Source organism: Ferrigenium kumadai (genome assembly GCF_018324385.1).
Taxonomy (GTDB): Bacteria; Pseudomonadota; Gammaproteobacteria; order Burkholderiales; family Gallionellaceae; genus Gallionella; species Gallionella kumadai.
This window is the reverse complement of sequence record NZ_AP019536.1, coordinates 2,351,628-2,378,316: the sequence shown is the minus strand read 5'-3', so window position 1 is coordinate 2,378,316 and position 26,689 is coordinate 2,351,628. Positions and strand designations below refer to the sequence as shown.

Annotated in this window: 23 protein-coding genes; 15 read left to right on the top strand and 8 right to left on the bottom strand. The window is 62.1% G+C overall.

Annotated features, from left to right (window positions below; all coding sequences use genetic code 11):
* Window positions 1–21: 21 nt before the first annotated feature.
* From tsaC to dusB, 5 genes are all read right to left on the bottom strand, one after another.
* Window positions 22–579 (bottom strand): L-threonylcarbamoyladenylate synthase type 1 TsaC, encoded by a 558-nt coding sequence (gene tsaC / locus FGKAn22_RS11545; RefSeq protein WP_212785778.1) that lies wholly within the window; start codon window positions 577–579, stop codon window positions 22–24.
* On the bottom strand, window positions 580–1,854 hold the full coding sequence (gene purD, locus FGKAn22_RS11540) for a phosphoribosylamine--glycine ligase (protein ID WP_212785777.1): 1,275 nt from the start codon (window positions 1,852–1,854) through the stop codon (window positions 580–582). It abuts the gene before it with no gap.
* Between the two features lie 118 nt (window positions 1,855–1,972).
* Entirely contained in the window at window positions 1,973–3,538 is a 1,566-nt protein-coding gene (gene purH, locus FGKAn22_RS11535) for a bifunctional phosphoribosylaminoimidazolecarboxamide formyltransferase/IMP cyclohydrolase (RefSeq protein ID WP_212785776.1), read from the bottom strand.
* An 80-nt stretch (window positions 3,539–3,618) separates the two neighbouring features.
* Entirely contained in the window at window positions 3,619–3,870 is a 252-nt protein-coding gene (locus tag FGKAn22_RS11530; protein WP_212785775.1) for a Fis family transcriptional regulator, read from the bottom strand.
* The gene (gene dusB / locus FGKAn22_RS11525; RefSeq protein WP_212785774.1) at window positions 3,867–4,874 is read right to left on the bottom strand and encodes a tRNA dihydrouridine synthase DusB; all 1,008 of its coding nucleotides are present in this window, start codon (window positions 4,872–4,874) and stop codon (window positions 3,867–3,869) included. The genes FGKAn22_RS11530 and dusB overlap by 4 nt, the downstream gene beginning before the upstream one ends.
* Window positions 4,875–4,925: 51 nt before the next feature.
* Here dusB and FGKAn22_RS11520 point away from each other — a divergent pair, with 51 nt between their 5' ends.
* From FGKAn22_RS11520 to FGKAn22_RS11510, 3 genes are read left to right on the top strand one after another with little or no spacing between them, the layout of a single operon-like run.
* Complete coding sequence (locus FGKAn22_RS11520) at window positions 4,926–6,131, top strand: UbiH/UbiF family hydroxylase (RefSeq protein WP_246487407.1); 1,206 nt, start codon at window positions 4,926–4,928, stop codon at window positions 6,129–6,131.
* Between the two features lie 11 nt (window positions 6,132–6,142).
* Window positions 6,143–6,862, top strand: a complete 720-nt coding sequence (locus tag FGKAn22_RS11515; RefSeq protein ID WP_246487406.1) for a DsbC family protein — start codon at window positions 6,143–6,145, stop codon at window positions 6,860–6,862.
* 10 nt (window positions 6,863–6,872) lie between these two features.
* The gene (locus FGKAn22_RS11510; protein ID WP_212785773.1) at window positions 6,873–7,826 is read left to right on the top strand and encodes a diguanylate cyclase; all 954 of its coding nucleotides are present in this window, start codon (window positions 6,873–6,875) and stop codon (window positions 7,824–7,826) included.
* Here FGKAn22_RS11510 and mltA read toward each other — a convergent pair.
* From mltA to FGKAn22_RS11495, 3 genes are read right to left on the bottom strand one after another with little or no spacing between them, the layout of a single operon-like run.
* Window positions 7,819–9,000, bottom strand: coding sequence for a murein transglycosylase A (mltA, locus tag FGKAn22_RS11505; RefSeq protein WP_246487405.1), 1,182 nt, complete (start codon window positions 8,998–9,000; stop codon window positions 7,819–7,821). The two genes, FGKAn22_RS11510 and mltA, sit on opposite strands and share 8 nt — an antisense overlap.
* Window positions 8,987–9,370 carry a Co2+/Mg2+ efflux protein ApaG gene (apaG, locus tag FGKAn22_RS11500; RefSeq protein ID WP_212785772.1) on the bottom strand — a complete coding sequence of 128 codons (384 nt, stop codon included), beginning with the start codon at window positions 9,368–9,370 and terminating at the stop codon, window positions 8,987–8,989. The genes mltA and apaG overlap by 14 nt, the downstream gene beginning before the upstream one ends.
* Window positions 9,371–9,425: 55 nt before the next feature.
* Window positions 9,426–11,753, bottom strand: a complete 2,328-nt coding sequence (locus FGKAn22_RS11495) for a diguanylate cyclase domain-containing protein (RefSeq protein WP_212785771.1) — start codon at window positions 11,751–11,753, stop codon at window positions 9,426–9,428.
* Window positions 11,754–12,015: 262 nt separating this feature from the next.
* Here FGKAn22_RS11495 and ilvA point away from each other — a divergent pair, with 262 nt between their 5' ends.
* From ilvA to FGKAn22_RS11435, 12 genes are all read left to right on the top strand, one after another.
* The gene (ilvA, locus tag FGKAn22_RS11490) at window positions 12,016–13,533 is read left to right on the top strand and encodes a threonine ammonia-lyase, biosynthetic (protein WP_212785770.1); all 1,518 of its coding nucleotides are present in this window, start codon (window positions 12,016–12,018) and stop codon (window positions 13,531–13,533) included.
* 5 nt (window positions 13,534–13,538) lie between these two features.
* Window positions 13,539–14,126 carry a 5-formyltetrahydrofolate cyclo-ligase gene (locus FGKAn22_RS11485; RefSeq protein WP_212785769.1) on the top strand — a complete coding sequence of 196 codons (588 nt, stop codon included), beginning with the start codon at window positions 13,539–13,541 and terminating at the stop codon, window positions 14,124–14,126.
* Window positions 14,127–14,155: 29 nt separating this feature from the next.
* Window positions 14,156–16,813 carry a pyruvate dehydrogenase (acetyl-transferring), homodimeric type gene (gene aceE / locus FGKAn22_RS11480; RefSeq protein ID WP_212785768.1) on the top strand — a complete coding sequence of 886 codons (2,658 nt, stop codon included), beginning with the start codon at window positions 14,156–14,158 and terminating at the stop codon, window positions 16,811–16,813.
* Window positions 16,814–16,831: 18 nt separating this feature from the next.
* On the top strand, window positions 16,832–18,115 hold the full coding sequence (gene aceF, locus FGKAn22_RS11475) for a dihydrolipoyllysine-residue acetyltransferase (RefSeq protein ID WP_212785767.1): 1,284 nt from the start codon (window positions 16,832–16,834) through the stop codon (window positions 18,113–18,115).
* A gap of 2 nt (window positions 18,116–18,117) precedes the next feature.
* On the top strand, window positions 18,118–18,777 hold the full coding sequence (nadD, locus tag FGKAn22_RS11470) for a nicotinate-nucleotide adenylyltransferase (protein ID WP_212785766.1): 660 nt from the start codon (window positions 18,118–18,120) through the stop codon (window positions 18,775–18,777).
* Window positions 18,771–19,133, top strand: coding sequence for a ribosome silencing factor (rsfS, locus tag FGKAn22_RS11465; RefSeq protein ID WP_212785765.1), 363 nt, complete (start codon window positions 18,771–18,773; stop codon window positions 19,131–19,133). The genes nadD and rsfS overlap by 7 nt, the downstream gene beginning before the upstream one ends.
* A gap of 3 nt (window positions 19,134–19,136) precedes the next feature.
* The gene (rlmH, locus tag FGKAn22_RS11460; protein WP_212785764.1) at window positions 19,137–19,607 is read left to right on the top strand and encodes a 23S rRNA (pseudouridine(1915)-N(3))-methyltransferase RlmH; all 471 of its coding nucleotides are present in this window, start codon (window positions 19,137–19,139) and stop codon (window positions 19,605–19,607) included.
* A gap of 6 nt (window positions 19,608–19,613) precedes the next feature.
* The gene (locus tag FGKAn22_RS11455) at window positions 19,614–20,234 is read left to right on the top strand and encodes a Maf family protein (RefSeq protein ID WP_212785763.1); all 621 of its coding nucleotides are present in this window, start codon (window positions 19,614–19,616) and stop codon (window positions 20,232–20,234) included.
* On the top strand, window positions 20,231–21,685 hold the full coding sequence (gene rng / locus FGKAn22_RS11450) for a ribonuclease G (RefSeq protein ID WP_212785762.1): 1,455 nt from the start codon (window positions 20,231–20,233) through the stop codon (window positions 21,683–21,685). The genes FGKAn22_RS11455 and rng overlap by 4 nt, the downstream gene beginning before the upstream one ends.
* 85 nt (window positions 21,686–21,770) lie before the next feature.
* On the top strand, window positions 21,771–22,490 hold the full coding sequence (locus tag FGKAn22_RS11445) for a carbonic anhydrase (RefSeq protein ID WP_212785761.1): 720 nt from the start codon (window positions 21,771–21,773) through the stop codon (window positions 22,488–22,490).
* A gap of 203 nt (window positions 22,491–22,693) precedes the next feature.
* Complete coding sequence (locus tag FGKAn22_RS11440; protein WP_212785760.1) at window positions 22,694–23,704, top strand: cytochrome-c peroxidase; 1,011 nt, start codon at window positions 22,694–22,696, stop codon at window positions 23,702–23,704.
* Window positions 23,701–26,685 carry an EAL domain-containing protein gene (locus FGKAn22_RS11435; protein ID WP_212785759.1) on the top strand — a complete coding sequence of 995 codons (2,985 nt, stop codon included), beginning with the start codon at window positions 23,701–23,703 and terminating at the stop codon, window positions 26,683–26,685. The genes FGKAn22_RS11440 and FGKAn22_RS11435 overlap by 4 nt, the downstream gene beginning before the upstream one ends.
* Window positions 26,686–26,689 lie beyond the last annotated feature (4 nt).

Below are 26,689 nucleotides of genomic sequence, written 5' to 3'. Positions count from 1 at the left end.
CCGGATGGAGGCGATTCCTGACTAATTTCGTATGATTCTACCATCCGCCCAGGTGCGTATGGTCGACGGTTTCCTGCGTTTGCCCACGCGTCCCGGCAGCACCAGCACCTTGCGTCCGAACATGCGCCGGCATTCCTCGTAGGTCGTCGCGGGGCGCTGGCCGCTGAGGTTGGCGCTGGTGGAAACCAGCGCACCGTTCACGCCGCGGCAGAGCCTTGAGGCGAACGGATGTGCGGTGATGCGCACCGCCAGTGTGTTGTGCATGCCGCGTAGCCAGCGAGGGCAGGAAGGCTTGGCAGGCATCAGGTAGGTGATGGCCTGCGCGCCATCGTTCTGCAACTTCGCTTGTTCGTCGGGCGTGAGCGGTTTCAGGTAGCGCGCTACTTGGCGGTAGTGTGCGGCGATGAGGATCAGTCCCTTGTGCTGTGGGCGCTGCTTGAGCTTAAGCAGGCGCAGCACCGCATTGCGGTTGCGCGGGTCGCAACCCAGGCCGTAGCAGGATTCGGTGGGGTAGGCGATCAGCCCGCCGCGCCGGAGATGCGCGGCGATGCGGCGGGACGATGCGGCGGAGCGATGCAATTATTTCCTTGGGGCGATGGCGCGATAGCCGATGTCGCGCCGCATCTGGCAACCGTCGAAATGGATGGTGTCGGCGATATCGTAGGCGCGCTTCTGCGCCACTTTCACCATGTCGCCGAGCGCCACGACGCACAGCACGCGGCCGCCGCTGGTGACCACCTTGCCGTCCTGCATCGTCGTACCGGCGTGGAATACGTGCGCATCTTCCAGCTTCTTCGGCAATCCGGTGATGACGTCGCCCTTGCGCGGAGTCTCGGGATAGTTGGCAGCAGCCATCACCACGCCCAGCGCGGTGCGGCGATCCCATTCGGCCTCGACCTGGTCCAGCGTGCCGTTGACGGCGTGCTCGACGATGGCCGCGAGGTCGCTCTTCAGGCGCAGCATGATGGGCTGCGTCTCGGGGTCGCCCATGCGGCAGTTGAACTCCAGCACCTTGATGCCGCCGTCCGGCGAGATCATCAGGCCGGCATACAGGAAGCCGGTGTAAACGATGCCCTCGCTTTCCATGCCGCGCATCACCGGCTGGATCACTTCGCGCAGCACGCGAGCATGGATCTCCGGGGTGACCACGGGCGCGGGCGAATATGCGCCCATGCCGCCGGTGTTCGGGCCCTGGTCGTTGTCCTTGAGACGTTTGTGGTCCTGGCTGGTCGCCATGGCCAGCACGTTCTTGCCGTCGGCCATCACGATGAAGCTGGCTTCTTCGCCTTCGAGGAATTCCTCGATCACCACGCGCGCACCCGCATCGCCGAGCTTGTTGTCCGACAGCATCATGTCGATGGCATCGAATGCTTCGTCCTTGCTCATCGCAACCACGACGCCCTTGCCCGCAGCGAGGCCGTCGGCCTTGATGACGATGGGCGCGCCGTGCTTCTCGACATAGGCTTTGGCCTTGGCGATGTCGCTGAAGGTCTCGAAGAACGCGGTGGGGATGTTATGGCGCGTCATGAAGCGCTTGGCGAAATCCTTGGACGATTCGAGCTGTGCGGCCGCCTTGGTCGGGCCGAAGATCTTCAGCCCTGCCGCGCGGAAAGCATCCACCACGCCCGCAGCCAGCGGAGCTTCCGGACCGACGACGGTGAGCTCGATGTTTTCACGCTGCACGAATTCGATTAGATCAGGGATCGCGGTGATCGCGACGTTCTCCAGCCCTTCTTCGAGAGCCGTACCCGCGTTGCCCGGTGCAACATAGACCTTCTGCACCTTGGCCCCTTGTGCCAGACGCCATGCCAGCGCGTGCTCGCGACCGCCGTTACCGATGACTAATATTTTCATAACGACACCTTAGAACAACTGTAATTAATCCGTTCGCCCTGAGCTTGCCGAAGGGCGGCTACTGCTTGAATGATTCCGTTCATGGTTCGACAAGCTCACCACGAACGGACTGATCGTTTTAGTGACGGAAGTGGCGGAAGCCGGTGACGACCATCGCCAACCCATGCTCGTCCGCCGCCGCAATCACTTCTTCGTCGCGCATCGAGCCGCCAGGCTGGATGACCGCCTTCGCGCCCGCTTGTGCCAGCACGTCCACGCCGTCGCGGAACGGGAAGAACGCGTCCGATGCGACTACGGAACCTGCGAGGCTCAGGCCTGCGTTCTGCGCCTTGATGCTGGCGATGCGCGTGGAGTCCACGCGGCTCATCTGGCCTGCGCCCACGCCCAGAGTCTGGCCGCCCTTGCAGAACACGATCGCGTTGGACTTCACGTACTTCGCCACGCGCCAGGCGAACAGCAGGTCGGTCAGTTGCTCTGCAGTCGGCTGCACCTTGGTGACCACCTTGAGCTGCGAGGCCTGCACGTTCAGCGCATCCGGCGACTGCACCAGCAGGCCGCCGCCGACGCGTTTTACGTCCCACTGGTTGTGGGCGTTGGACAGCGGCACGGTCAGCACGCGCACGTTCTGCTTGGCGGCGGTGACCTTCAGTGCGGCCTCGGAGGCACTCGGCGCGATGATGAGTTCGACGAACTGGTTCGCGGTGATCTGCGCTGCGGAAGCCTCGTCCAGTTCGCGATTGAACGCGATGATGCCGCCGAACGCGGAGGTGGTGTCGGTCGCGTAGGCCAGCTTGTAGGCGTTCAGCGGGGTGTCGGCGATCGCCACGCCGCAGGGGTTGGCGTGCTTGACGATGACGCAGGCGGGCTGGTCGAAGGTCTTGACCAATTCCCAGGCCGCATCGGCGTCGCCGATGTTGTTGTAGCTGAGTTCCTTGCCCTGCAACTGGGTGTAGTCGGCGATGCCGCCGGCCACCGGGTTGAGGTCGCGATAGAACGCGGCGCTCTGGTGCGGGTTCTCGCCGTAGCGCATGTCCTGCACCTTGGCGAAGTTGAAGTTGATCTGCGCGGGGAACTCGCTCTTCTTGCCGTCGCTGTCGATCGCGGTCAGGTAGTTGCTGATCATGCTGTCGTAGGCGGCAGTGTGCGAGAACGCCTTCTTCATCAGGTCGAAGCGCGTCGCATCACTGACCGCAGCGCCATTCATGCGCATTTCTTCCAGCACGTCAGAGTAGTCTGCCGGGTCGGTGACGATGGCGACATGCGCGTGGTTCTTCGCCGCGGCGCGCACCATGGTCGGGCCGCCGATGTCGATGTTCTCGATCGCGTCTTCCAGCGTGCAGCCGGGCTTGGCGACGGTCGCCGCGAACGGATACAGGTTCACCACCACCAGGTCGATGGTCGGGATGCCGTGCTTTTCCAGCGTGGCGACATGCTCGGGCAGGTCGCGGCGCGCGAGGATGCCGGCATGAACTTTCGGCTGCAGGGTCTTGACGCGGCCGTCCAGCATCTCGGGGAAGCCGGTGTAGTCGGCCACTTCGGTGCAGGGAACGCCGTTGTCGGCGAGCAGTTTGGCGGTGCCGCCGGTGGACAGGATCTTTACGCCGAGGCTATGCAGCCCCTGTGCGAATTCGAGGACGCCGGATTTGTCCGACACGCTGATGAGTGCTTGTTTGATTGCAGCCATGATGGTTCCAGTTAAATAAAAAATCTTTGAGCTATCAAACCGTAGCGCGCGGCTCGCGAACGGGCGCGCAGCCGGTTTGTTTATTCGATGCCGTGCTGCTGCATCTTCTTGCGCAGCGTATTGCGGTTGATGCCGAGCGTGTCTGCCGCGCGGGTCTGGTTGCCGCCGACATGTTCCAGCACCATTTCGAGCAACGGTTTCTCGACGCAGTCCATCACCATGTCGTACATGTTGCAGCAGGGGTTCTCGCCGTCGAGGTCACGGAAATATTCCTTGAGTGCCTTGCGCACATAGCGCGCCATATCGTTTTCGTTTATCGCGCAGTCAGTCATGCCGCCAGTTCCTCCCTGTAGCACAGTCGCGATCCGCTCTGCGCTTGTTCTGTAAAGAATGCATCCACCGCTGCGAGCTGCTCTTCGGCGCTCTCCAGCTGATTCATGTGATGGCGAAAATGCGCCGAACCGACAAGTCCCTTGGTGTACCAGGAGATGTGTTTGCGTGCCACGCGCAGGCCGGTGAATTCCCCGTAGAAGTCGTACAGTTCGTGCACGTGCGCCACCAGGATGTGGTGGATCTCGCCGACCTCTGGCGAGGGCAGGTGCGTGCCAGTCTTGAGGAAATATTCGATCTCGCGGAACAGCCACGGGCGGCCCTGCGCCGCGCGGCCTATCATCACCGCGTCCGCGCCGGTGTGTCCCAGCACAAACTTCGCCTTTTCAGGCGTGGTGATGTCGCCGTTGGCGATGACTGGGATCCTTATCTCGGTCTTCACCGCGGCGATGGTGTCATATTCGGCGTCGCCGGTGTAGGCGCAGGCGCGGGTGCGGCCGTGTATGGCCAGCGCCTGGATGCCGCTGGATTCGGCGATGCGCGCGATGTTCACCGCGTTGCGATTGGCTTTGTCCCAGCCGGTGCGTATCTTCAATGTGACCGGCACGTCCACCGCGCCGACCACCGCTTCGAGTATCTCGGTCACCAGCTTCTCGTTCTGCATCAGCGCGGAACCCGCCATCACGTTGCAGATCTTCTTCGCGGGACAGCCCATGTTGATGTCGATGATCTGCGCGCCGTGGTCGACGTTGTATTTCGCGGCCTGTGCCAGCATCTTCGGGTCTGCGCCGACGATCTGCACCGAGATCGGTTCGACCTCTCCTTCGTGATTGGCGCGGCGCTTGGTCTTTTCCGAGCCGTACAGCAGGGAGTTGGATGCCACCATCTCGCTCACCGCCATGCCCGCACCCATGCGCTTGCACAGCATGCGGAAAGGGCGATCGGTCACCCCGGCCATGGGGGCGACGATGAGATTGTTCCTGAGCTTGTAGCGGCCGATTTGCATGGTGTCTCTCGAAGGGGGCGCTGATTATAAATTAATCAGCACGGTCATGCTATGATGGCCGCGATCATTTCTGCGAAATATCCGACTATGGAATTCGACATCGTCATTATCGGCGGGGGGCTGGTCGGTGCCAGCCTGGCCGCCGCGCTCGGGCACAGCGGGCTGTCGCTGGCGCTGGTCGAAGGCCGTCCCTTGCAGCCGACTGGCGAAACGTCGCCGGACGACTGGGACAGCCGCATCTATGCCATCAGCCCCGGCTGCCGCGGCTTCCTCGAGCAGTCCGGCGCCTGGGGTTTCCTCGACGCCAGCCGCGTTGCGCCGGTCGAGGAGATGCGGGTGTTCGGCGACGGCGGGGCGGAGCTGGAATTCAGCGCCTACCAGATGGGCGCGCCGGAACTGGCCTGCATCCTGGAAAGCCGTGAACTGCAGGGCGCTATTTGGCAGGCGCTGAGGCAGCAGGACAACCTCGAGCTGCTGTGTCCGGCCAAATGCGCCGCGCTGGAGATCACCCCCGAGGCTGCGGTGCTCACGCTGGACGACGGCCGCAAGGCGAGGGCGAAGCTGGTGGTCGGCGCCGACGGGCGCGATTCCTGGGTGCGCAACCAGGTGGGCATCAGCGCCGCGCCGGTGGATTACCGGCAGCACGGTGTGGTGGCCAATTTCACCGTTGAGCGCGCGCATCGAGGCATCGCTTACCAATGGTTCCAGCCGGACGGCATCCTGGCGCTGCTGCCGCTGCCGGGCAACCGCGTGTCCATGGTGTGGTCGGTCAGCCCGGAGAAGTCCGCCGAACTGCTGGCGCTCACCCGCGGAGAGCTTTGCGCCCGCGTGTCGGTTGCATCGAATGGCACGCTGGGTACGATGAACGTCATCACCCCGCCCGCCGCTTTCCCGCTGCGACTGCTGGTGCTGCCGCAGATCAGTGCGCCGCGCGTTGCCCTGATCGGCGACGCCGCGCATAACATGCACCCGCTGGCCGGGCAGGGCGTGAACACCGGCTTCCGCGACGCACGCCAGCTCGCGCAGGTTCTGCTGGAGCGCGGGGGCTTTAGCGACTGCGGCGATGCGCAGTTGTTGCGCCGCTACGACCGCAAGCGCAAGGAAGACATTTATTCGATGCAGGCGACGACTTACGGCCTGAAGCATCTGTTCAATAACGACGATCCGCTGTTGAAGACGTTGCGCAATGCCGGCCTGAATGCCACCAACCACCTCGTGCCGCTGAAGAAGATGCTGATGCAGCACGCTTTTATCTGATGGAACCCAATATGAAAACGAAGGAAATGAGTTTGGCCAAAAAACTGCTCGGCCTGTTGATGTTCGTTCTGCTGTCTTCCGCCCATGCGGGCGAGAAGGAGATCCGCCAATCGCTGCAGAGCAAATTCCCCAACATCGGCAAGCTGGAGCATGTGGTCAAGACGCCGTATAGCGGCCTGTATGAGATCGTGGTCGGCGACCAGTTGCTGTACACCGATGCACAAGGCCAGTACCTGTTCGAAGGCAGCGTGATCGATGCGAAGAGCCGCCGCGACCTGACCGAGGAACGCCGCCGCCAGCTGTTCGCCATCGAATTCGACAAGTTGCCGCTCGACCTGGCCGTGAAGAAGGTGAAAGGCAACGGCAAGCGCAAGCTGGCCTATTTCACCGACCCGAACTGCGGCTATTGCAAGCGCCTGGAGAAGGAGCTGAGCAAGGTCAGCGATGTCACGCTGTACCTGTTCCTGTATCCGATTTTCCAGGGGTCGGACGTGATTGCGCGCAATGTCTACTGTGCGAAGAACCCGGTCAAGGCATGGGACAACCTGATGCTGAACGGCGTTGCGCCGGATACGGCGTCCTGCAAGATGCCGCTAGAGGAGATCATGGCGCTGGGCAGGAAGCATCGCGTCACTGGCACGCCGAACCTGATCTTCGGCGATGGCAGCCAAGTTCCCGGGTATTTGCCCGCGGAAGAACTGGAGAAGCGTCTGGACGCGTCAACCAAGTAGGGAGGGTGACATGGGCGATTCCGAGGAAATCTCGCGCGACCTGCTGGTCAAGGCGATCAACGAGTCGCACGACGGCATCACTATCGCCGATGCCCGCAAGAAAGGGACCCCGATCCTTTATGTCAACATGGGGTTCGAGCAGATAACCGGTTACAAGGCCGAGGAAGTGCTCGGGCGCGACTACCGTTTTTTGCAGGGCACCGACACCGCACAGCCGGAACTGGAGACGATACGTGCCGCGCTTGCGCGCGGGGAGGGGTGCACGGTGACCTTACGCAATTACCGCAAGGACGGCTCGATGTTCTGGAACGAGTTGAGCATCTCGCCGGTACACAACGATGAAGGAGTGCTCACCCACTTCATCGGTATCCAGAAAGACGAGACGGTGAAGATCATGCTCGATCAACGCTTGCACCAGTCCGGGCTGGATCTGGATGCACTGAATATGCAATTGAACACCTTGGTGTACACCGACCCGCTGGTCGGTATCAGCAACCGCCGCCGTTTCGATGAGCAGTTCACCCATATGCTTGCTGCCGCACAGCGCACCCACAGCGAACTGTCGGTGCTGATGATCGATCTGGACCGCTTCAAGCTGTTCAACCAGCGCTACGGGGAGAGCGCCGGCGATGAATGCCTGCGTATCGTCGGCGATTGCATCGCCAAGTCCTTCATGCGCTCGTCGGACTGTGCCGCACGTTATGGCGGTGCGTTGTTTTCAGTGGTGTCGCTGGGGACCAACTACGAAGACCTGCAACTGCATGCCCAGAAGCTCAGCGAAAAAGTGCGTGCACTGAGCATTCCGTACAGCGACTCGGCGCTCGGCGTGGTGACCATCAGTATCGGCGGCGTTTCCCGTATCCCTTCCCGCGACACCTCCGAGGACGAGCTGATCAAGCTGGCCGAAGTGGCGCTGTACGACGCCAAACATCACGGCCGCAATCTGGTGCACATCGTCAATTGACCGTCGGTTCGGTCCCCTTGGGGAACAGTACCCACATCTGGCCGCGCTGTTTCATCCGTCCCGCCTGGACTCCGGCCTGTTCGCCGAAGCCCCAGAAGAAATCGGCGCGTACCGCGCCTTTGATCGCGCCGCCGGTATCCTGCGCCAGCATCAGGCGGTTCAGCGGCTCGGTGGAATTCGGATAGGTGGTCGATAGCAATACCGGTGCGCCCAGCGGGATGGTGCGCGGGTCGATCGCGATGCTGTATTCATTGGTCAAAGGCACGCCCAGCGCGCCGAGCGGGGCGGACAGGCCGTTCGGCAATTCGCGGAAAAACACATAGCTGGGATTCTGCTCCAGGAGCGCGCCGAGCCGGTCCGGGTGTTGCGCGGCCCAGTTCTTGATGCCCTGCATCGACGCCTCTTCCGGCTTGAGTTCGCCCATCTCGATCAGCTTCTTGCCGATGGAGATATAAGGGTGTCCGTTCTGGTCGGCATAGCCGACCTTCACCAGACTGCCGTCCGGCAGTTCGATGCGCCCAGAGCCCTGGATCTGCAGGAAGAACAGGTCCACTGCATCGTCCACCCAGAACAGTTCGCGCCCGGGCAGAGGGGCTTTGCCGTCGTCGATCTCGGCGCGGCTGTAATAGGGTACGACGCGCTTGCCTTGCACGCGACCGCGCAGGCGCAAGTCCTTCAGTTGCGGATACACCTCGCCCAGGTCGATGGTCAGCAGGTCGTCCGGCGCGGCGTACAGCGGATAACGGAAGCGATCGGTCCTGACGCGGCTGCCGGACAGTCTGGGTTCGTAGTAGCCGGTGATCAAACCCTGAGACGATCCGTCCGCATTGATCACCTGATAGGGAGAGAAGCCTTGCTCGAAGAAGCTGCGCAATGCCGCGTTGTCAGGCTGCGCCAGTCCGTCGGCGCGTGCGCAGGTTTCCTGCCAGCCGGGCTTGGTCTTCAGCGCGCGGCAGCTCTGCAAAAAGGCCGTCCAGCTGGGTTGCAGGTCCATGGTCTGCCAGTCGGGCAGCATCTCCCACTTGCTGACGGCGAACGGCGCGGCAGGCGGCGTGGCGACAGCAGGTGGGGCGACCGCAGGCTTGGGCGGTGTGGTGGTGCAGGCGGCGAGGAACATCAATGGCAGCAGGGCTGCCTGGAGCCGTTTGCCGGCAAGGGAGTTAATGCAGAACACGCGGTACACTCAATACGAATTGTGGGATCTCGACATCAAACGTTGAACCATCGTCGGCCTGCATCTGGTAACTGCCGCGCATCGTGCCGACCTGTGTGGTCAGCACCGTGCCGCTGGTGTACTCGAAGCTCTGGTGCGGCTTGAGCAGCGGCTGCTCGCCCACCACTCCCTGTCCGCGCACTTCCTGAACGTGGTTGTAGGCATCGGTGATGATCCAGTGGCGGCTGAGCAGCTTGGCGGAATTGCGGCCGAGGTTGGTGATGCTGATGGTGTAGGAGAAAACGAAACGGTTGCCCGACTCGTCGGACTGCTCCGGCAGGTAGTTCACCTGCGTCTGGATGATGATGCCATGCGGGTCGTTTTTCTCCATGCGCGGCATTTGAACCGATTTTCAGGTGCGCTGCAAGCTGCCCGGTGCAGTCCGCCTAGGTGTTGCCGGGCTCATAGAAGCGTATGGTGTCGCGTCCGGCCGCCTTGGCCTGATACATGCCGATGTCCGCCCATTTGAGCAAGTCTTCCCTAGGGGATTCGTGATTGAGGAACATCACGATGCCGATGCTGGTGGTGCAGTGGTGCTCGATTGCGGTTTCGCCATTCTCGGCCTGCAATAGCTCCAGGCGGTAGGGGGCTCCCACTGCGGCGCGGATCTTTTCCGCCACCCCGTGCGCCCGGGTGGCGGATACTGTCCGGTCGGTATCCAGTTCCTTGAGCATCACCACGAACTCGTCGCCGCCGAAGCGGGCGACGGTGTCCTCCGCGCGGACGCAATGCACGATGCGCCGTGCGGCCTCCATCAGCAGCAGGTCGCCGACATCGTGGCCGTGCTGGTCGTTGAGGGGCTTGAAGTTGTCTAGGTCGAGGAACATCAGCGCACCATAGCGGCCGCTGCGCTTGCTGATCGCCAGTGCCAGTCCCAGGCGGTCGAGCAGCAGCCGCCGGTTGGGCAGCTGCGTCAGGGGATCGTAGAACGCCAGATTCTTCAGCTGTTCCTCGGCGATCTTGCGTTCGGTGACGTCCTGCCTCATCGTGACGAAATGGGTGATTTCGCCGCTCTGATCGCGCACCGGCGTGATGGTCGTTTCATCGTGATACAGGGCGCCGTCTTTGCGCCGGTTGGTCAGTTCGCCATGCCATACCCGCCCGGCGAGGATGGTTTGCCACATGTCCCGGTAGAACTCGTTGCCATGCAGCCCGGATTTGAGCAGTCTGCCATAGGTGCGCCCGACCGCCTCGTCGAGGCTGTATCCGGTCAGCCTGGTGAATGCCTGGTTTGCCCAGACGACATGTGCCTGCCGGTCGGCGATCGAGATCGCACTGGCGGCGACATTGAGCGCGGCATCGTGCAGCCGCAAGGTTTCGGTCGTCTGCGTGCGTTCGATGGCCAGCGCGGCGAGCGCGGCATAGTTCTCGATCAGGGTGATCTCAGCCGGCTCCGGCGTGGCGGGATGACGCTGATAGATGGCAAAGGTGCCCAGCACGCGGCCATCCTGATCCTTGACGGGCTGAGCCCAGCAGGATTGCAATCCTGCGCGGACGATCAGGGCACGGAAGTCTTCCGGGTAAGAGTGGGAATGCATGTCTTCGACGACCACGCGCTCGCCGCGGGATACCGCCATGCCACAGGCCCCAGTCGTTTCGCCGATGGCGAGGCCGTGGAGCGCCCGTTTGAAGAAATCCGGCAGGCTGGGCGCAACGCCGTGCCGCAGATGCTTGCCGTCCTTGTCGATCAGCAAGATGGCGCACAACATTTCAGGGTTGTGCAGCTCGACCAATTGGGTGAGCATCTCCAGAATGTCCGGCAATGCGGCGTGGTGGGTGATCATTTCCAGCACGGCGTTCTGACAGCTCAGTTCGGCGCTACGCTGTTTCAGTTCGGCTTCATTTTCGGCCCGCTGCTGCAAGTGCCTGACCACGGCATAGGCCATCAGCGCCGCCAGTATGCACAGCAGGCCGCCCAGCGTGCGGATGACCCAAAGCCTGGTTGTGTTGTTGCTTCCCCAGCCTGCGCGCGGAATGGCGGCGATCTCCCAGCTGCCGCCGGGCAGGGTGATCCGCCGCAGCACCGGCTGTTCGTTGAACAGGGCGGGGTCGCCGTAGATGACTTCGCCCGTGCTGCCTTGCCCGTCACGGCCGCGGATGGCAACGCTCACGGTCGGCTCCAGCACGGCTACTTCAGCCTCGCGCAACAGGCTATCGAACAATACCGGTGCGCTGACTGCGCCGAGGAAACGTTCCTCGCCCGATTTCGGATCGGTGTGGTAGACCGGGATGCGTACCACCACTGCCACGCCGCCCTGTACCAGTTCCATGGGGCCGGCGGTAACGGGTTGGCGCGTCTCCATCATTCGCTGGTAGACGGGCCACTGCGACGGCAACTGGCGGTAATCCAGGCCGATGATCTTTTCATTCCCCGCCAGCGGATAAGCGTAATTGACGACGGTGTCTCGGATCAGCGCCAGGTTGAGGATGTCCGGGCTGAGCGTCTTGGCATGCCTGGCCAACTGGATGAATTCGGTTTGCGACAGGTCCGGGCGGGTCGCGAAGATCGACGCGATGATTCCTGTGGACGCTGCAGACTTGCTGATCGCCGCCTCCAGTTTTGCGTCCAGCGCCGAGACGCGCTCCATGACGTGCAGGCGCTGGTCCTGCACGGCCTGTTTGCGCTCGAAATCGTCGAGCGTCAGCAAGGCCGAGAAGACAAGCAGTGCCGCCGATAAGGCGGCCAGTTTCGGGGTGGAGCGACGCGCTAACACAGGGTATCCGGACAGGTGTGGAAAAGCAGCCGCGGTTATACGTTGAAAGTCGTTCGATTGGTATATGTCAAAATGCCTATATAAATTTTAATAACCTTGATTATTTGGGGGATTTTCGCTGGAGCGAAGGCCGTCAGCGGTGTGCTTCGTTATGGCGTCCTGCTGGCGCGAGAATGCCTATTGCATGGCCGAATGCCGCCAAAACCGCGGCTTTTCGGGGCGTGCTGTGCTAATCTTCGCCGGTATTTTTCAGGCAACTGTTATGAACGATTATTTGAAACGCATCCTCAACGCCCGTGTCTACGACGTCGCGGTCGAGACCCCGCTGGAGCCGGCGCCCAGTCTGTCGGCGCGCCTCGGCAACACCGTCCTGTTCAAGCGGGAGGACATGCAGCCGGTGTTCTCCTTCAAGCTGCGCGGCGCCTACAACAAGATGGCGCAGCTCTCTCCCGCGCAACTCAAGCGCGGTGTGATCGCCGCCTCGGCGGGTAACCACGCGCAGGGCGTGGCGCTTTCCGCGCACCGCCTCGGTTGCAAGGCCGTCATCGTGATGCCGACCACCACCCCGCAAGTGAAGATCGACGCGGTGCGTCATTTCGGCCAGCGTGCCGTCGAGATCGTGCTTCATGGCGACAGCTACAGCGACGCTTGCAGTCATGCGTATGAACTGGAGAAAGAACAGAAACTCACCTTCGTGCATCCGTTCGACGACCCCGATGTGATCGCCGGACAAGGCACTATCGCCATGGAGATCCTGCGCCAGCACCAAGGCCAGGTCCACGCGATCTTCTGCGCCATCGGCGGCGGCGGACTGATCGCGGGCGTGGCCGCCTACGTCAAGCAGGTGCGCCCCGACATCAAGATCATCGGCGTGCAGACCACGGATTCCGACGCGATGGCTCGTTCGCTCAAGGCAAAGAAGCGTGTCACGCTCAACGATGTCGGCCTGTTCTCGGACGGTACCGCCGTCAAGCAGGTGGGCGAGGAGACGTTCCGCATCTGCAAAAAGTATGTGGATGAGATCGTGCTGGTGGACACCGACGCCGTGTGCGCGGCGATCAAGGACGTGTTCCAGGATACGCGCTCCATCCTCGAGCCGGCGGGGGCGCTGGCCGTGGCCGGCGCCAAGCTGTACGCCAAGCGTGAACAGCTCAAGGGCGAGACGCTGATCCCTATCGCCTGCGGCGCGAACATGAACTTCGACCGCCTGCGCTTCGTGGCAGAGCGTGCAGAGATCGGCGAGAAGCGCGAGGCCATCCTCGCCGTCACCATCCCCGAGACGCCCGGCAGCTTCCGCAAGTTCTGCTCGCTGCTCGGCAAGCGGAACATCACCGAGTTCAACTATCGCTACGCCGACCCGAAGGCGGCGCAGGTGTTCGTCGGCATCCAGGTCAAGGACCAGTCTGAGACCGCCAAGCTGGTCGCCACGCTGGAAAAGAACAAGCTCAGCACACTCGACCTGACCGACAACGAGATGGCCAAGCTGCATCTGCGCCACCTCGTCGGCGGCCACGCGCCTGATGCCAAGGATGAGATCCTGTTCCGCTTTGAATTCCCGGAGCGTCCCGGCGCGCTGATGAACTTCCTCAACAGCATGAACCACAGCTGGAACATCAGCCTGTTCCATTACCGCAACCACGGCGCGGACTACGGCCGTGTGCTGGTCGGCATGCAGGTGCCGCACCATGACAAGAAGGCGCTCAAGACCTTCCTCGACACCCTCGGCTACCCGTACTGGGACGAGAGCGCGAACCCGGCGTACAAGCTGTTCCTGGGCTGAGGGGCATGACGCAGTCGGACAAGCCGGTCATCCGCAAGTCCATTCTGGCCCGGCGCGAGCAACTGTCGCTCGACGAGCGCGCCGTACACGACGCGCTGATCACCGAGCGGTTGCTGCAGTTGCCGGAATACCGTAAGGCCGGGGTGGTGCTGGGCTACATGAACTTCGGTTCCGAGTATGCGAGCGAACTGTGGGCGGAGCGGGCGCTGGCCGACGGCAAGCGGCTGGTGCTGCCCAAGGTGAACCATCACACCAATCACCTCGACCTGTACTGGGCGGAGGACTTCGAAAACCAGTTGGCACAAGGCCTGTGGGGGATACGCGAGCCCGTCGTGGAACGCTGCGAGCGGCTGAATGCGCTAAATGAGGTAGAATTCGTCCTCTTGCCCGGGGTGGCGTTCACTCGCGAGGGTGCGCGGCTGGGCTATGGCGGCGGGTTTTACGACAAGCTGCTGGCCCGCATGACGCACCGCCCCGCGCTGGTCGCCGCGGCGTTTTCGCTGCAGATCGTCGAACAACTCCCGCAGGAAGCAACGGATATAAAGGTCGAACGGATCGTCACCGAGCAGGAGACGATAGCCTGTACGGCGTAACAATAAATCGCAACAAGGAGAGTGGAGAGATGGCAAACAACATCCCGGACATGGATCCGCAAGAGACCCAGGAATGGCTGGACGCGCTCGAGTCGGTGCTGGAAAACGAAGGCGCGGAACGCGCACATTTCCTGATCAGCCAGTTGATCGACAAGGCCCGACTGGGCGGCACCGACATGCCGATCAGCGCTACCACGCCCTACCTCAATAGCATCCCGCCGGAAAAGGAAGAGCGCTCCAGCGGCAACCATGAACTGGAGCACCGCATCCGCGCGCTGACGCGCTGGAACGCGATGGCCATTATCCTCAACGCCAACCGCGAATCCTCCGAACTGGGCGGCCACATCGCCAGCTTCGCCTCGGCCGCCACGCTGTACGACGTCGGTTTCAACCATTTCTTCCACGGCAAGACCGATACGCACGGTGGCGACCTGGTGTATTTCCAGGGACACTCCGCTCCCGGCATCTATGCGCGCGCCTTCCTCGAAGGCCGCCTGTCCGAAGAGCAGCTGTACAAGTTCCGCCAGGAAGTGGATGGCGGCGGACTGTCATCCTATCCGCACCCGTGGCTGATGCCGGACTTCTGGCAGTTCCCCACGGTGTCGATGGGTCTTGGCCCGCTGATGGCGATCTACCAAGCGCGCTTCATGCGCTACCTGCAGCATCGCGGCTTGGCCAGTACCGACGGGCGCAAGGTCTGGGCCTTCCTGGGCGACGGCGAGACCGACGAGCCGGAATCCCTAGGCGCGATCTCCATGGCCGGGCGCGAGAAGCTCGACAACCTGATCTTCGTCATCAACTGCAACCTGCAGCGTCTTGACGGCCCGGTGCGCGGCAACGGCAAGATCATCCAGGAACTGGAAGGCGTGTTTCGCGGCGCGGGCTGGAACGTCATCAAGGTGGTGTGGGGTCGTCAGTGGGATCGCCTGCTGGCCAAGGACAAGACCGGCCTGCTGCTGAAGCGCATGGAAGAAGTGGTGGACGGCGAATACCAGACTTACAAGGCACGCGATGGCGCTTACGTGCGCCAGCACTTCTTCGGCAAGTATCCCGAATTGCTGGAGCTGGTCGCCGACATGTCGGATGACGAGATCTGGCGTCTGAACCGCGGCGGCCACGACCCGTTCAAGGTGTACGCGGCCTATGCTGCGGCAACCAAGCACACCGGCCAGCCGACCGTGATTCTCGCCAAGACGGTGAAGGGCTACGGCATGGGTGCCTCCGGCGAGGCGCAGAACCCGACCCACCAGCAGAAGAAGATGGACGAAGAGTCGCTGCGCAAATTCCGCGACCGCTTCAACATCCCGGTGAGCGACGAGCAACTGGGCAAGACTCCATTCGTGCGCCCAGCTGAAGACAGCCAGGAAGCGAAATACCTGCGCGAACGAGGCGCGGCGATGGGTTCCGTCCCGGCACGCCGGCCTGAAGCGCAGCCGCTGGCTATGCCCGCGAGCGAGGCATTCGACCCGCTGCTGAAGGGCACCGAGGGACGCGAGATCTCCACCACCATGGCGTTCGTGCGCCTGCTGAGCGCACTGGTCAAGGACAAGAACATCGGCAAGAAGGTCGTGCCCATCGTGCCGGACGAGTCGCGCACTTTCGGCATGGAAGGCATGTTCCGCCAGCTGGGCATCTTCTCGCAGGTCGGCCAGCTGTACACGCCGCAGGACGCCGACCAGCTGATGTACTACAAGGAAGACAAGACCGGCCAAATCCTGCAGGAAGGCATCAACGAAGCGGGCGGCATGGCCGACTGGATCGCCGCCGCGACCGCCTATGCCAACCACGGCACGGCGATGATCCCGTTCTACATCTACTACTCGATGTTCGGCTTCCAGCGTATCGGCGACCTCGCCTGGGCGGCGGGCGACCTGCGCGCGCGCGGCTTCCTTCTGGGCGGTACCGCGGGGCGCACCACGCTGAACGGCGAAGGCCTGCAGCACCAGGACGGCCACAGCCACCTGATGGCGGCGACCGTCCCCAACTGCGTGAGCTACGACCCGACCTTCGCCTACGAAGTCGCCGTGATCGTTCGCGAGGGCATGCGCCGCATGTACGTCGAGCAGGAAGACGTGTTCTATTACCTGACGGTGATGAACGAGAACTACGCCCACCCGGCTATGCCGAAGGGCGCGGAAGAGGGCATCGTCAAGGGCATGTATCTGTTCAGCGAGGGCAAGAAGGCCAAGGCGCCAAAGGTGCAGTTGCTGGGCAGCGGCACCATCCTGCGCGAAGCGATCGCCGCGGCGGAACTGCTGGAGAAGGATTTCGGCGTATCCGCCGACATCTGGAGCGTGACCAGCTTCAACGAGCTGCGCCGCGACGGCCTCGATGCCGAGCGCTGGAACATGCTGCACCCGGAGTCCAAGCCGCGTGCCAGCTACGTCGAGCAATGCCTCGCCAAGCGCGAAGGTCCGGTGATCGCCGCGACCGACTACATCAAGAGCTATGCCGACCAGATCCGCTCCTACGTGCCCGCACGCTACAAGGTGCTGGGTACCGACGGCTTCGGCCGCTCGGATACGCGCAAGAAGCTGCGCGGTTTCTTCGAGGTCGATCGCCACTACATCGCCGTCGCGGCATTGAAGTCGCTGGCCGAGGAGGGCTCTATCGAGGCGGTTCAGGTGAGCCGCGCGATCAAGCTGTACAACATTAACCCGGACAAGCCGAACCCGGTCACGGTGTAAGCGGCGAGGAAGACGAGCATGGCAGAACAACAAGTACTGGTGCCGGACATCGGCAACTTCAAGGACGTGGCAGTGATCGAGGTGCTGGTCAAGGCCGGAGACACGGTCGCCGCCGAAGACAACCTGATCACGCTGGAAACCGACAAGGCGACGCTGGATGTGCCGTCGCCCTTCGCCGGCAAGGTGAAGGAAGTGAAGGTCAAGGTCGGCGACAAGGTGTCGGAAGGCAACCTGATCCTGGTGATGGAAACCAGCGCCGAGGCAGCGGCCGTGCAACCCGCTCCCGCAGCGACACCTGCCGCCGCTACTGCGCCTGCGCCCGCAGTACAACCGGCCGCGAAGCCGGCCGCCGCACCGGCTGTCACCAGCACCGTGCAGCCCGCGGCAGCGGGCGGCAAGGGGCACGCGAGTCCGGCCGTCCGTCGTTTTGCGCGCGAACTCGGCGTGGATGTCGCGCAGGTCAAAGGCAGCGGCGAGAAGGGCCGCGTCACCAAGGACGACGTGCAGAACTTCGTCAAGGCCGCGCTGGCGCAACCGCGCGGTGCGGCGGGCGGCGGCGCGCTGCCGGGCCTGCTGCCGTGGCCGGAAGTGGACTTCGCCAAGTTCGGCGAGGTCGAGAACAAGCCGCTGTCGCGCATCAAGAAGATCTCGGGGGCCAACCTGCACCGCAACTGGGTGATGATCCCGCACGTCACGCAGTTCGAGGAAGCCGACATCAGCGAGATGGAAGCCTTCCGCAAGGAACTGGGTGCGGAATACGCCAAGCAGAACATCAAGATCACCCCGCTGGCCTTCCTGCTCAAGGCGGCAGCGGCCACGCTGAAGCACTTCCCCGACTTCAACGCTTCGCTGGATGCGAGCGGCGAGAACTTGGTGCTGAAGAAATACATCCACATCGGCGTGGCGGTGGATACGCCGGACGGCCTGATGGTGCCGGTGATCCGCGACGTCGACCAGAAGGGCATCGTGCAGCTGGCGAAGGAACTTGGCGAGATCAGCGCGAAGGCGCGCGAGAAGAAGCTCACCGCTGCCGACATGCAGGGCGGCTGCTTCACCATCTCCAGCCTGGGCGGCATCGGCGGTACGGCGTTCACGCCGATCATCAATGCGCCGGAAGTGGCGATTCTCGGCGTGTCGCGCTCGAGCATGAAGCCGGTGTACAAGGACGGCGAGTTCGTGGCGCGCCTGATGTTGCCGCTGTCGCTATCCTACGACCATCGCGTGATCGACGGTGCGGCAGGCGCACGCTTCACCACTTATCTCGCGCACGTGTTGTCTGACATCCGCCGGCTTGCAGTGTAACGGTGAGCAACAGACCCATCGGCATCCTCGGAGGAACCTTTGACCCGATCCATTTCGGGCATCTGAGGCTGGCCGAGGAGATGCTGGAGCAGGCGGACCTCCAGCAGATCCGCCTCATTCCCGCCGGCACGCCGCCGCATCGCGGCTCGCCGCAAGTGACCGCGCAGCAGCGCAGTGCGATGGTGAAACTGGCCATCGCCGATCAGCCCGCCTTCGTGCTGGACGAGTGCGAGGTCATGCGCGACAAGCCGAGCTACACCGTGGACACGCTGCGCGAGTTGCGCGCCGAACTGGGCGCGGTGCAGCCGCTGTGCCTGCTGATGGGCGGCGATGCATTCCTGCAATTGCATACCTGGCACGAGTGGGAGCAGCTGTTCGAACTGGCGCACATCGTGGTGGGCTTCCGTCCCGGCTTCACGCTGGAAGAGCGCATCCACGGCGCGACGGCGGAGTTGCAAAGCCACTACCATCGCCGCGTTTGCGCCGTCGCAGAAATGTCGCAGAGGCCGAGCGGCGGTGTCGCCGAACTGGCGATCCCGAAGCTGGAGATCTCCGCCACCGATATCCGCCGACGCGTGGCCGAGGGCCGCTCCATACGCTACCTACTGCCCAATGCGGTGGCGGATTACATTCATCAACATAACCTGTACACACCATGTTAAGCATAGAAGAAAAGACCAAAGCCGTCGTCGACGCACTCGAAGACATCAAGGCCGATGACATCACCGTGATCGATACCAGCAAGCTCAGCCCGATGTTCGAGCGCATGATCATCGCCAGCGCGAAATCCACGCGCCAGACCAAGGCCATCGCCGACAACGTGGTGGTCAAGCTCAAGGAGCGCGGTGAAGAGGTTTATGGCCGCGAGGGCGAGGACAGCGGCGAGTGGATACTGATCGACCTGGGCGAAGTGCTGGTGCACGTCATGCAGCCCGCGGTGCGTCAGTACTACAACCTCGAAGAGCTGTGGAGCAAGGGCCAGGCCCTGCGTCCCAAGCTGGCCCAAAAGCCGGAGTAAACGTTGAAGCTGTTCGTCGTGTCCGTTGGCCACAAGATGCCGGACTGGATCACGGCGGGCTTCAACGAATACGCCAAGCGCATGCCGCGCGAGGCGAAGATCGAACTGGTCGAGATCAAGCCGGAGCCGCGCACCACGGGCAAGACCACGGCGCAGATCATGGAAGCCGAGGCGCAGCGCATCCTCGCCGCGCTGCCACAGGGATGTCTGCGCATCGCGCTGGACGAACGCGGCGCGCAGCCCACCACCAAACAGCTTGCCGCGCAGATGCGCGACTGGATGGGCGAGGGGCGCGACGTGGCGTTCATCATCGGCGGCGCGGACGGGCTGCACGAGTCGGTCAAGCTGGCGGCGCAGCACCTGATGGCGCTGTCGTCGCTTACGCTGCCGCATGCGATGGTACGGGTGCTGCTCGCGGAACAGTTGTACCGGGCGCACAGCCTGTTGCACAATCACCCCTATCACAGGGAATAACAAGCCATGTCCATCATCCAGCAGCGTATCTACCTCGCCTCGCAAAGCCCGCGCCGCCGCGAACTGCTCAAGCAGATCGGGGTCAATTTCGAGATGCTGCTGTTGCGTTCGGACCCGCGCCGCAACATGGATGTGGACGAAACGCCGCATGCGGGCGAGGCTCCCGAGGACTATGTGAAGCGCGTCTGCCTGGCGAAGTCCGAGGCGGGTTTCTCCGCGCTGAGGCTGCGCAACCTGCCGCCGTTCCCGGTGCTGGCTGCCGACACCACGGTGACACTGGACGGCAAGATCTTCGGCAAGCCCGGGAACGCCGAGCAGGCCGCCGCGATGCTGCGTCAGCTTTCCGGACAGGAGCACAAGGTGCTCAGCGCGGTCGCGGTGGCGCTGGGCGACCATGTCGAGTCCGCCGTTTCCATCTCCACGGTGCGCTTCGCGCCGCTCGACGATGAGCGCATCCGCCGCTACCTGCTCACCCGCGAGTACATCGACAAGGCAGGTGCCTACGCGATCCAGGGGCATGCCGGGGCGTTTATCGAACATATCACCGGCAGTTATTCCGGCGTGATGGGACTGCCGCTGTTCGAGACCGTGGAGCTGCTGCGCCACTTCGACTATCCCGTGTCATGAGCGAAGAGATTTTAATTAATGTCACGCCGCAGGAGACGCGTGTCGCGGTGATGCAAATGGGCGTGGTGCAGGACCTGCACATCGAGCGCAGCAGCAGCCGCGGCATCGTCAGCAACGTCTATCTCGGCAAGGTCAAGCGCGTGTTGCCGGGCATGCAGTCCGCCTTCATCGACATCGGCCTGGATCGCTCGGCCTTCCTGCATGTGGCGGATATCTGGAGCAACGGAGGCGAGGGCGTCGAACCCAAGCCGATCGAGAAGATCCTGTCGGACGGCCAGACGCTGCTGGTACAGGTGATCAAGGAACCCATCGGCACCAAGGGTGCACGCCTGTCCACCCAGATCAGCATCGCCGGCCGCCTCCTGGTATACCTGCCGCAGGAGACGCATATCGGCGTGTCGCAGCGCATCGAGAATGCCGAGCAGCGCGAGGCCCTGCGGGCGCGGCTGCAGGCCACCCTGCCGGAAGGGCACAAGGGGGGCTACATCATCCGCACCGTGGCCGAGTCGGCGGCCGACCTGGATTTCGAGGCCGATATCCGTTACCTGGACAAGCTCTGGAGCAACCTGCAATCCGCCGCACGGACCGCGAGCGCCCCCCAACTGCTCTATTGCGAACTGGACATCAGCCTGCGCGTGCTGCGCGACTTCGTCAGTCTGGAGACCTCGCGCATCCTGGTCGACTCTCGCAGCACCTTCCAGAAGATGCAGGAGTTCGCTGCCGATTACAACCAGGGCGCGCTCGAACGGCTGGATCATTATCCAGGGGTGCGTCCGCTGTTCGACCTGTACAGCGTGGAAGAGGAGATCGAGCGCGCCCTGTCCAAGCGCGTCGACCTCAAGTCCGGCGGCTACCTGATCATCGACCAGACCGAGGCGATGACCACCATCGACGTGAACACCGGCGGCTTCGTCGGGCTGCGCAACTTCGACGACACCATCTTCAAGACCAACCTCGAGGCCACCCAGGTCATCGCGCGCCAGCTGCGCCTGCGCAACCTGGGCGGGATCATCATCTGCGATTTCATCGACATGGACAGCCCGGAACACCGCGACGCGGTGCTGGCCGAATTCAAGAAGGCACTGGCGCGCGATCATACCCGCGTCAGCGTTAATGGCTTTTCCGCACTGGGATTGGTGGAAATGACGCGCAAGCGCACCCGCGAGAGTCTGGCGCATGTGCTGTGCGAGCCCTGCCCAACCTGCCAGGGGCGAGGCGAGGTGAAGACCGCCCAGACTGTGTGTTATGAGATCCTGCGCGAGATCGTGCGCGAGGCGCGCCAGTTCAACGCCCGCGAATACCGCATCCTGGCATCCCAGCAGGTGATAGACCTGTTCCTCGAAGAGGAATCGCAGGCGCTGGCGCAGCTTTCCGACTTCATCGGCAAGCCGATCTCGATGCAGGTGGAAACTTTATACAGCCAGGAACAATACGATGTCATCCTGATGTGACGGTTGTGCGTTAAGCGCAGGTAGTCGCCAGACTACGTTCGCGTTTTGACGCATTCCAAAATAAAACCGTCTCAGGGAGAAAAGTATGTTCAAGAAGCAAATGGCCGCAACTCTGGCCGCAATGTTCCTGTCCGCATCTGCATTCGCGCTTGATCCTCACGGTCACGGCGATTCGCAATCTCAAGTGGCGGCCTTCGTCAATCACTTGACTGTCGACAACGCCTCCTATATCGCCGCGAAAAATCCGGCGTTCTTTGCCGAGTTGTCGAAGGGACAGCACCCGAAGGCAACGGTGGTGACCTGTTCCGACTCGCGCGTGCACACCAAGGCGATCTCCACCACTCCGGAAGACGAACTGTTCATGGTTCGCGACATCGGCAACCAGATGAGCACGGCCGAAGGCTCGGTGGAATACGGCGTTCACCACCTGCACACACCGATTTTGCTGTTCATCGGCCATTCCCGTTGCGGCGCCATCAATGCTGCCGGCGGCGATTATTCCAAGGAATCGGCCCCGATCAAGCGTGAACTGGACACCATCAGCATCCCCAAGGGCGGCGAGAACATCGACGGCGTGAAGATCAACGTCAACAACCAGGTTGCCGCTGCGTCCAAGAAGTTCGCCGAAGAAGTGAAGGAAGGCCACCTGACCGTCATCGGCGCGGTGTTCGACTTCGCCGACGACATGAAGAAAGGTGCCGGCAAGCTCAATATCATCAACGTCAATGGCGAAACCGATCCTGCCAAGCTGCGCAATCTGAATGAACTTGCGGCAAAGGCCGAGCACGAACACGCTCACCATTAAGGCTTTAAATTCAGATACAAAAAAGCCGGCGCAAGCCGGTTTTTTTGTTTTACACTGACTTTGAATGGGGCCCGGTCCGGGCAAAAACTGGTGCGGTGCCCCGTCTTGGCGCGTCGACCGGGACGGCAGGATGAAATGCCGCCAGCCGCTCGCGGCTGAGCAGATGTTCCAAAATGAGGTTGATGAGATTGAAGCGCCTATTTTTGTTTGCAGTTCCCGCCTCGGCGTTGCTGCTGCTTTACGTTTTTATTGTGCCGCACGATGCGAACACCCCGGAATCGGTGAGTCGCGGGCAGGATGGCGCACAGTTCCTCGAGGTAAGCATCGGGCGCGAGCCCATTCTGCCGCTGCCGCCCGCTCCCCAGTTGGCGCCGGAGAAGGTGGCATTGGGCAAGAGGCTGTTCCACGATCCTCGTCTTTCTCATGACAACCGCATTTCCTGTGCAAGTTGCCATGACTTGAGCAAAGGCGGCACGGATCGGTCACGATTTTCTACCGGCATCAATGGCGCTGTGGGCGATGTCAACGCTCCCACGGTATTCAACGCCGGCCTGAACGTTGCCCAATTCTGGGATGGCCGGGCCAAATCGCTTGAAGAGCAGGCGGCCGGGCCTGTGCACAATCCTGCCGAAATGGGCTCAAGTTGGGATGAAGTCGTGAGCAAGCTGCGCAAGGACGAGGAATATCAGGCATCGTTCCGGCGCGTGTATCCGGACGGCATCAGCCCTGCCAATATCGCCGAGGCCATCGCCACTTTCGAGCGCTCGTTGACGACCCCCAACGCCAGGTTCGACCGCTACCTTCGCGGCGAGAAAAATGTACTTAGCCGCGACGAGCTGGAAGGCTATCGCCGCTTCGTCGATCACGGGTGTACCAGTTGTCACCAGGGCGCAGGTATAGGCGGCAACATGTTCCAGCGTTTTGGGATCATGGGCGATTTCTTCAAGGATCGTTCGCCAACCAGGGCGGATCAGGGGCGCTTCAATGTCACCGGGCTGGAAGAGGACAGGCATGTATTCAAGGTGCCCACTCTGCGTAATGTGGCGGTTACTTCCCCGTATTTTCATGACGGCTCGGCCAGGACGCTTACCGATGCAGTCAGGGTCATGGGCAAGTACCAGTTGGGCAAGGGGCTGTCCGAGCAGGATGTGCGTTTGATCGTCGCCTTCCTGCATACCCTGAGCGGCGAATGGCAGGGGGAGGTGTTGAAATGAGCCCCAGCCTCAAAATTGATCGCATGCTGCAGCCCGGAAAATTATGGGTCGTCGGCGTGATCGTTTTATCCGCTGTCTCGCTGTTGACCATCCTGTTTATGCGGGCCGCGTCCGTCTCTCCACAAGCGCACTATGACTACACCAAGAAACTGCGCGACTTGCGTGAGGCGGATGCCGAAACCAATGGAGAGGTGCTGGCTAACCGTCTGGGTGTCACGCAGAACTATGACGCGCTCACCCTGTTTCTGGAACGAGCCCAGCAGGCATCCTCCCATGCCGTTGCCGCGCCATCCTTCCTCCCGGATGACGACAGAAGGTTGGTATCGGAAAAAGCAAAGGAGCTAGGGGCGACACTGGAGAGAAAATCCCGGCTCGTCGAGGTATTCAAACGCCAGAACGCTGTCCTGCGGAATTCGCTGGCCTACTTCCCGTCGGCCGCCGATGACTTCCTCGGAGGAAGCGTGCCCGGCAATTTGAAAGGCCCGGCAGAAAACTACGTCAGGCATGTCTTGTCTTTTGCGCGCGAGGCGGATACTGAGCGCCGCCAGCAAGTCAACGAGGCTCGCCAGCGGCTTCTCGAGATGCCGCTTTCTCCTGAAGGGCGCGCGGGGATCGACCACCTTTTGCTTCACGGCGACACCATTGTGAAATATCTGCCGGAAGTGAATGGCTTGACGCATGAGATAAAGGGGTTGGGTACTGCTCATCAGCTGGAAGAATTGAACCGCTATTACGCCCTGGGGCACGAGCATGCGCAGCAGGCCGCCGGACAGTTCCGCAAACTTCTCTATGCGGTCGCCTTGCTGTTGACCGCCTATCTGGCGGTGGTCTTCATCCGCCTCGATCGCACGCGGCGCTCATTGGCCAAGGCTCATGCTGAAGTCTCCCAGCGCTATGCGGCACAGTTGATCGCGGAGGACAGGCTGCGCTTGCATGCGACGGCGTTCCACAGTTCGCACGAGGGCATCGTCCTTGCCGACGCGGACGGCAATATTCTCGACATCAATCCGGCTTTCACGCGCATCACCGGTTTTGAGCGCTCCGAGGTGATCGGGCGCAACCCGAGAATGATCAAGTCGGGCCGCCATGACCGGGAGTTTTACGCGGCCATGTGGAAAAGCATCCTTGGCAGCGGTAGCTGGCAGGGGGAGATATGGAACCGCAACAAATACGGCGAGGTTTACCCGGAACTGCTTTCCATCTCTGCGGTGCGCAATGCGGAAGGCGAACTGACCAACTTCGTTGCCGTATTCGCCGATATCAGCCGGCTCAAGGAGCAGGAGAAACAGCTGACGCAGATGGCCTACTACGATGCGTTGACCGAGCTGCCCAATCGCGTGCTGCTGGCGGACCGCCTGGCCCAGGCCATTTCCCAGACAAGACGCTCCGGAACCATGCTGGCCATTTGTTACCTCGACCTGGATGGCTTCAAGCCGGTGAACGATACCTATGGGCATGAAGTCGGCGACCGTGTGCTGGTGGAAATGGCCGGTCGGCTCAAGGAGGTGCTGCGCGGCGGCGATACCGTCGCGAGACTGGGGGGCGACGAATTCGTGCTGTTGCTGTTGGGACTGCAGAATGACGAGGAGTGCGAGCAGGCCATGCAGCGCTTGTTGCGGGCCGTAGGCCAGCCCTTGTCGGTCGTTTCGCAGCCGATAACCCTGTCTGCGAGCGTCGGCGTGTCGGTATTTCCGGCGGACGAAGCCGATTCGGATACCCTGTTGCGCCACGCCGATCAGGCCATGTACCATGCCAAGCAGGCCGGCAAGAATCGCTTCCACATCTTCGACCACGAAGAGGATCTCCATGTCCGCGTTCAGTATGACCGTGTCAGTCGGATACAGGAGGGGCTGGCGAACGGCGAATTCTCTCTCTATTACCAACCCAAGGTGGACCTGCGCAAGGGGAGCGTAGTCGGTGCGGAGGCACTGATCCGTTGGCATCACCCCGAGCGCGGGTTGGTCGAGCCAGTGGAGTTCCTGCCGCTGATCGAGGATCATGAGCTGATTGTGAGGATTGGCGAGTGGGTGATTGAAACAGCGCTACACCAGATGGATGAGTGGCATGACATCGGTTTGGAGCTGTCTGTCAGCGTCAATGTCGCCAGTCGCCAGTTGCAGGCCTCCAACTTTGTGCAACACCTGAGAGCCGCGCTGAGCAACCATCCGAATGTCGCGAGTAAGGTCGAACTGGAGATACTTGAGACATCGGCCCTGGAAGACATGGCGAAGGTCTCCCGAATCATCGAACAGTGTCGTGAGCTGGACGTTTCCTGTGCGCTGGATGATTTCGGTACCGGTTATTCGTCGCTTACCTATCTGAAGCGGCTACCGGCATCCACCATCAAGATCGACCAGAGCTTCATCCGTGAAATGGTCACGGACCCGAATAACCTGGTCATCGTACAGGGCGTTCTCGGCCTGGCTTCCGCATTCCAGCGACAGGTGGTTGCCGAAGGTGTGGAGACGGTTGAGCACGGCAGGATGCTCCTGCAACTGGGTTGTGACTATGCGCAGGGATACGGCATAGCCAAGCCCATGCCGGCAGCGCAAATGCCGGCATGGGTTGCCAATTGGCGTCCAGATCCGGAATGGTCGGCGATAAAGGATCTGCGCTGGAATGCATCGGATCGCCCCATGCTGAACGCCAAGGTGGAGCACCGCAACTGGGTTGCGCAATTGGTCCATGCCATAAAAGATGGCCTGCCTCCCCCTCCCAAGTCCCTCAACGACCCCCTTCACTGCAATTTCGGCACCTGGTACCACGGACGGGGCGCGGACTTGTACCGGCACCTCCCCAGCTTTGTCCAGGTTGCAGAGCCGCACCGGCGCGTGCATGAAATCGCCGGGGAGATCGACAAATATTGGCGCAACGGTCAGCTGGAACAGGCGAGAGGGCTGATCGAGCAATTGATCGCCCAGCGTGAGGTCGTGATTGGCGCACTCAAGAAACTGGAGATCGAAGTGGCTCAGAGCGCCTGAGCCC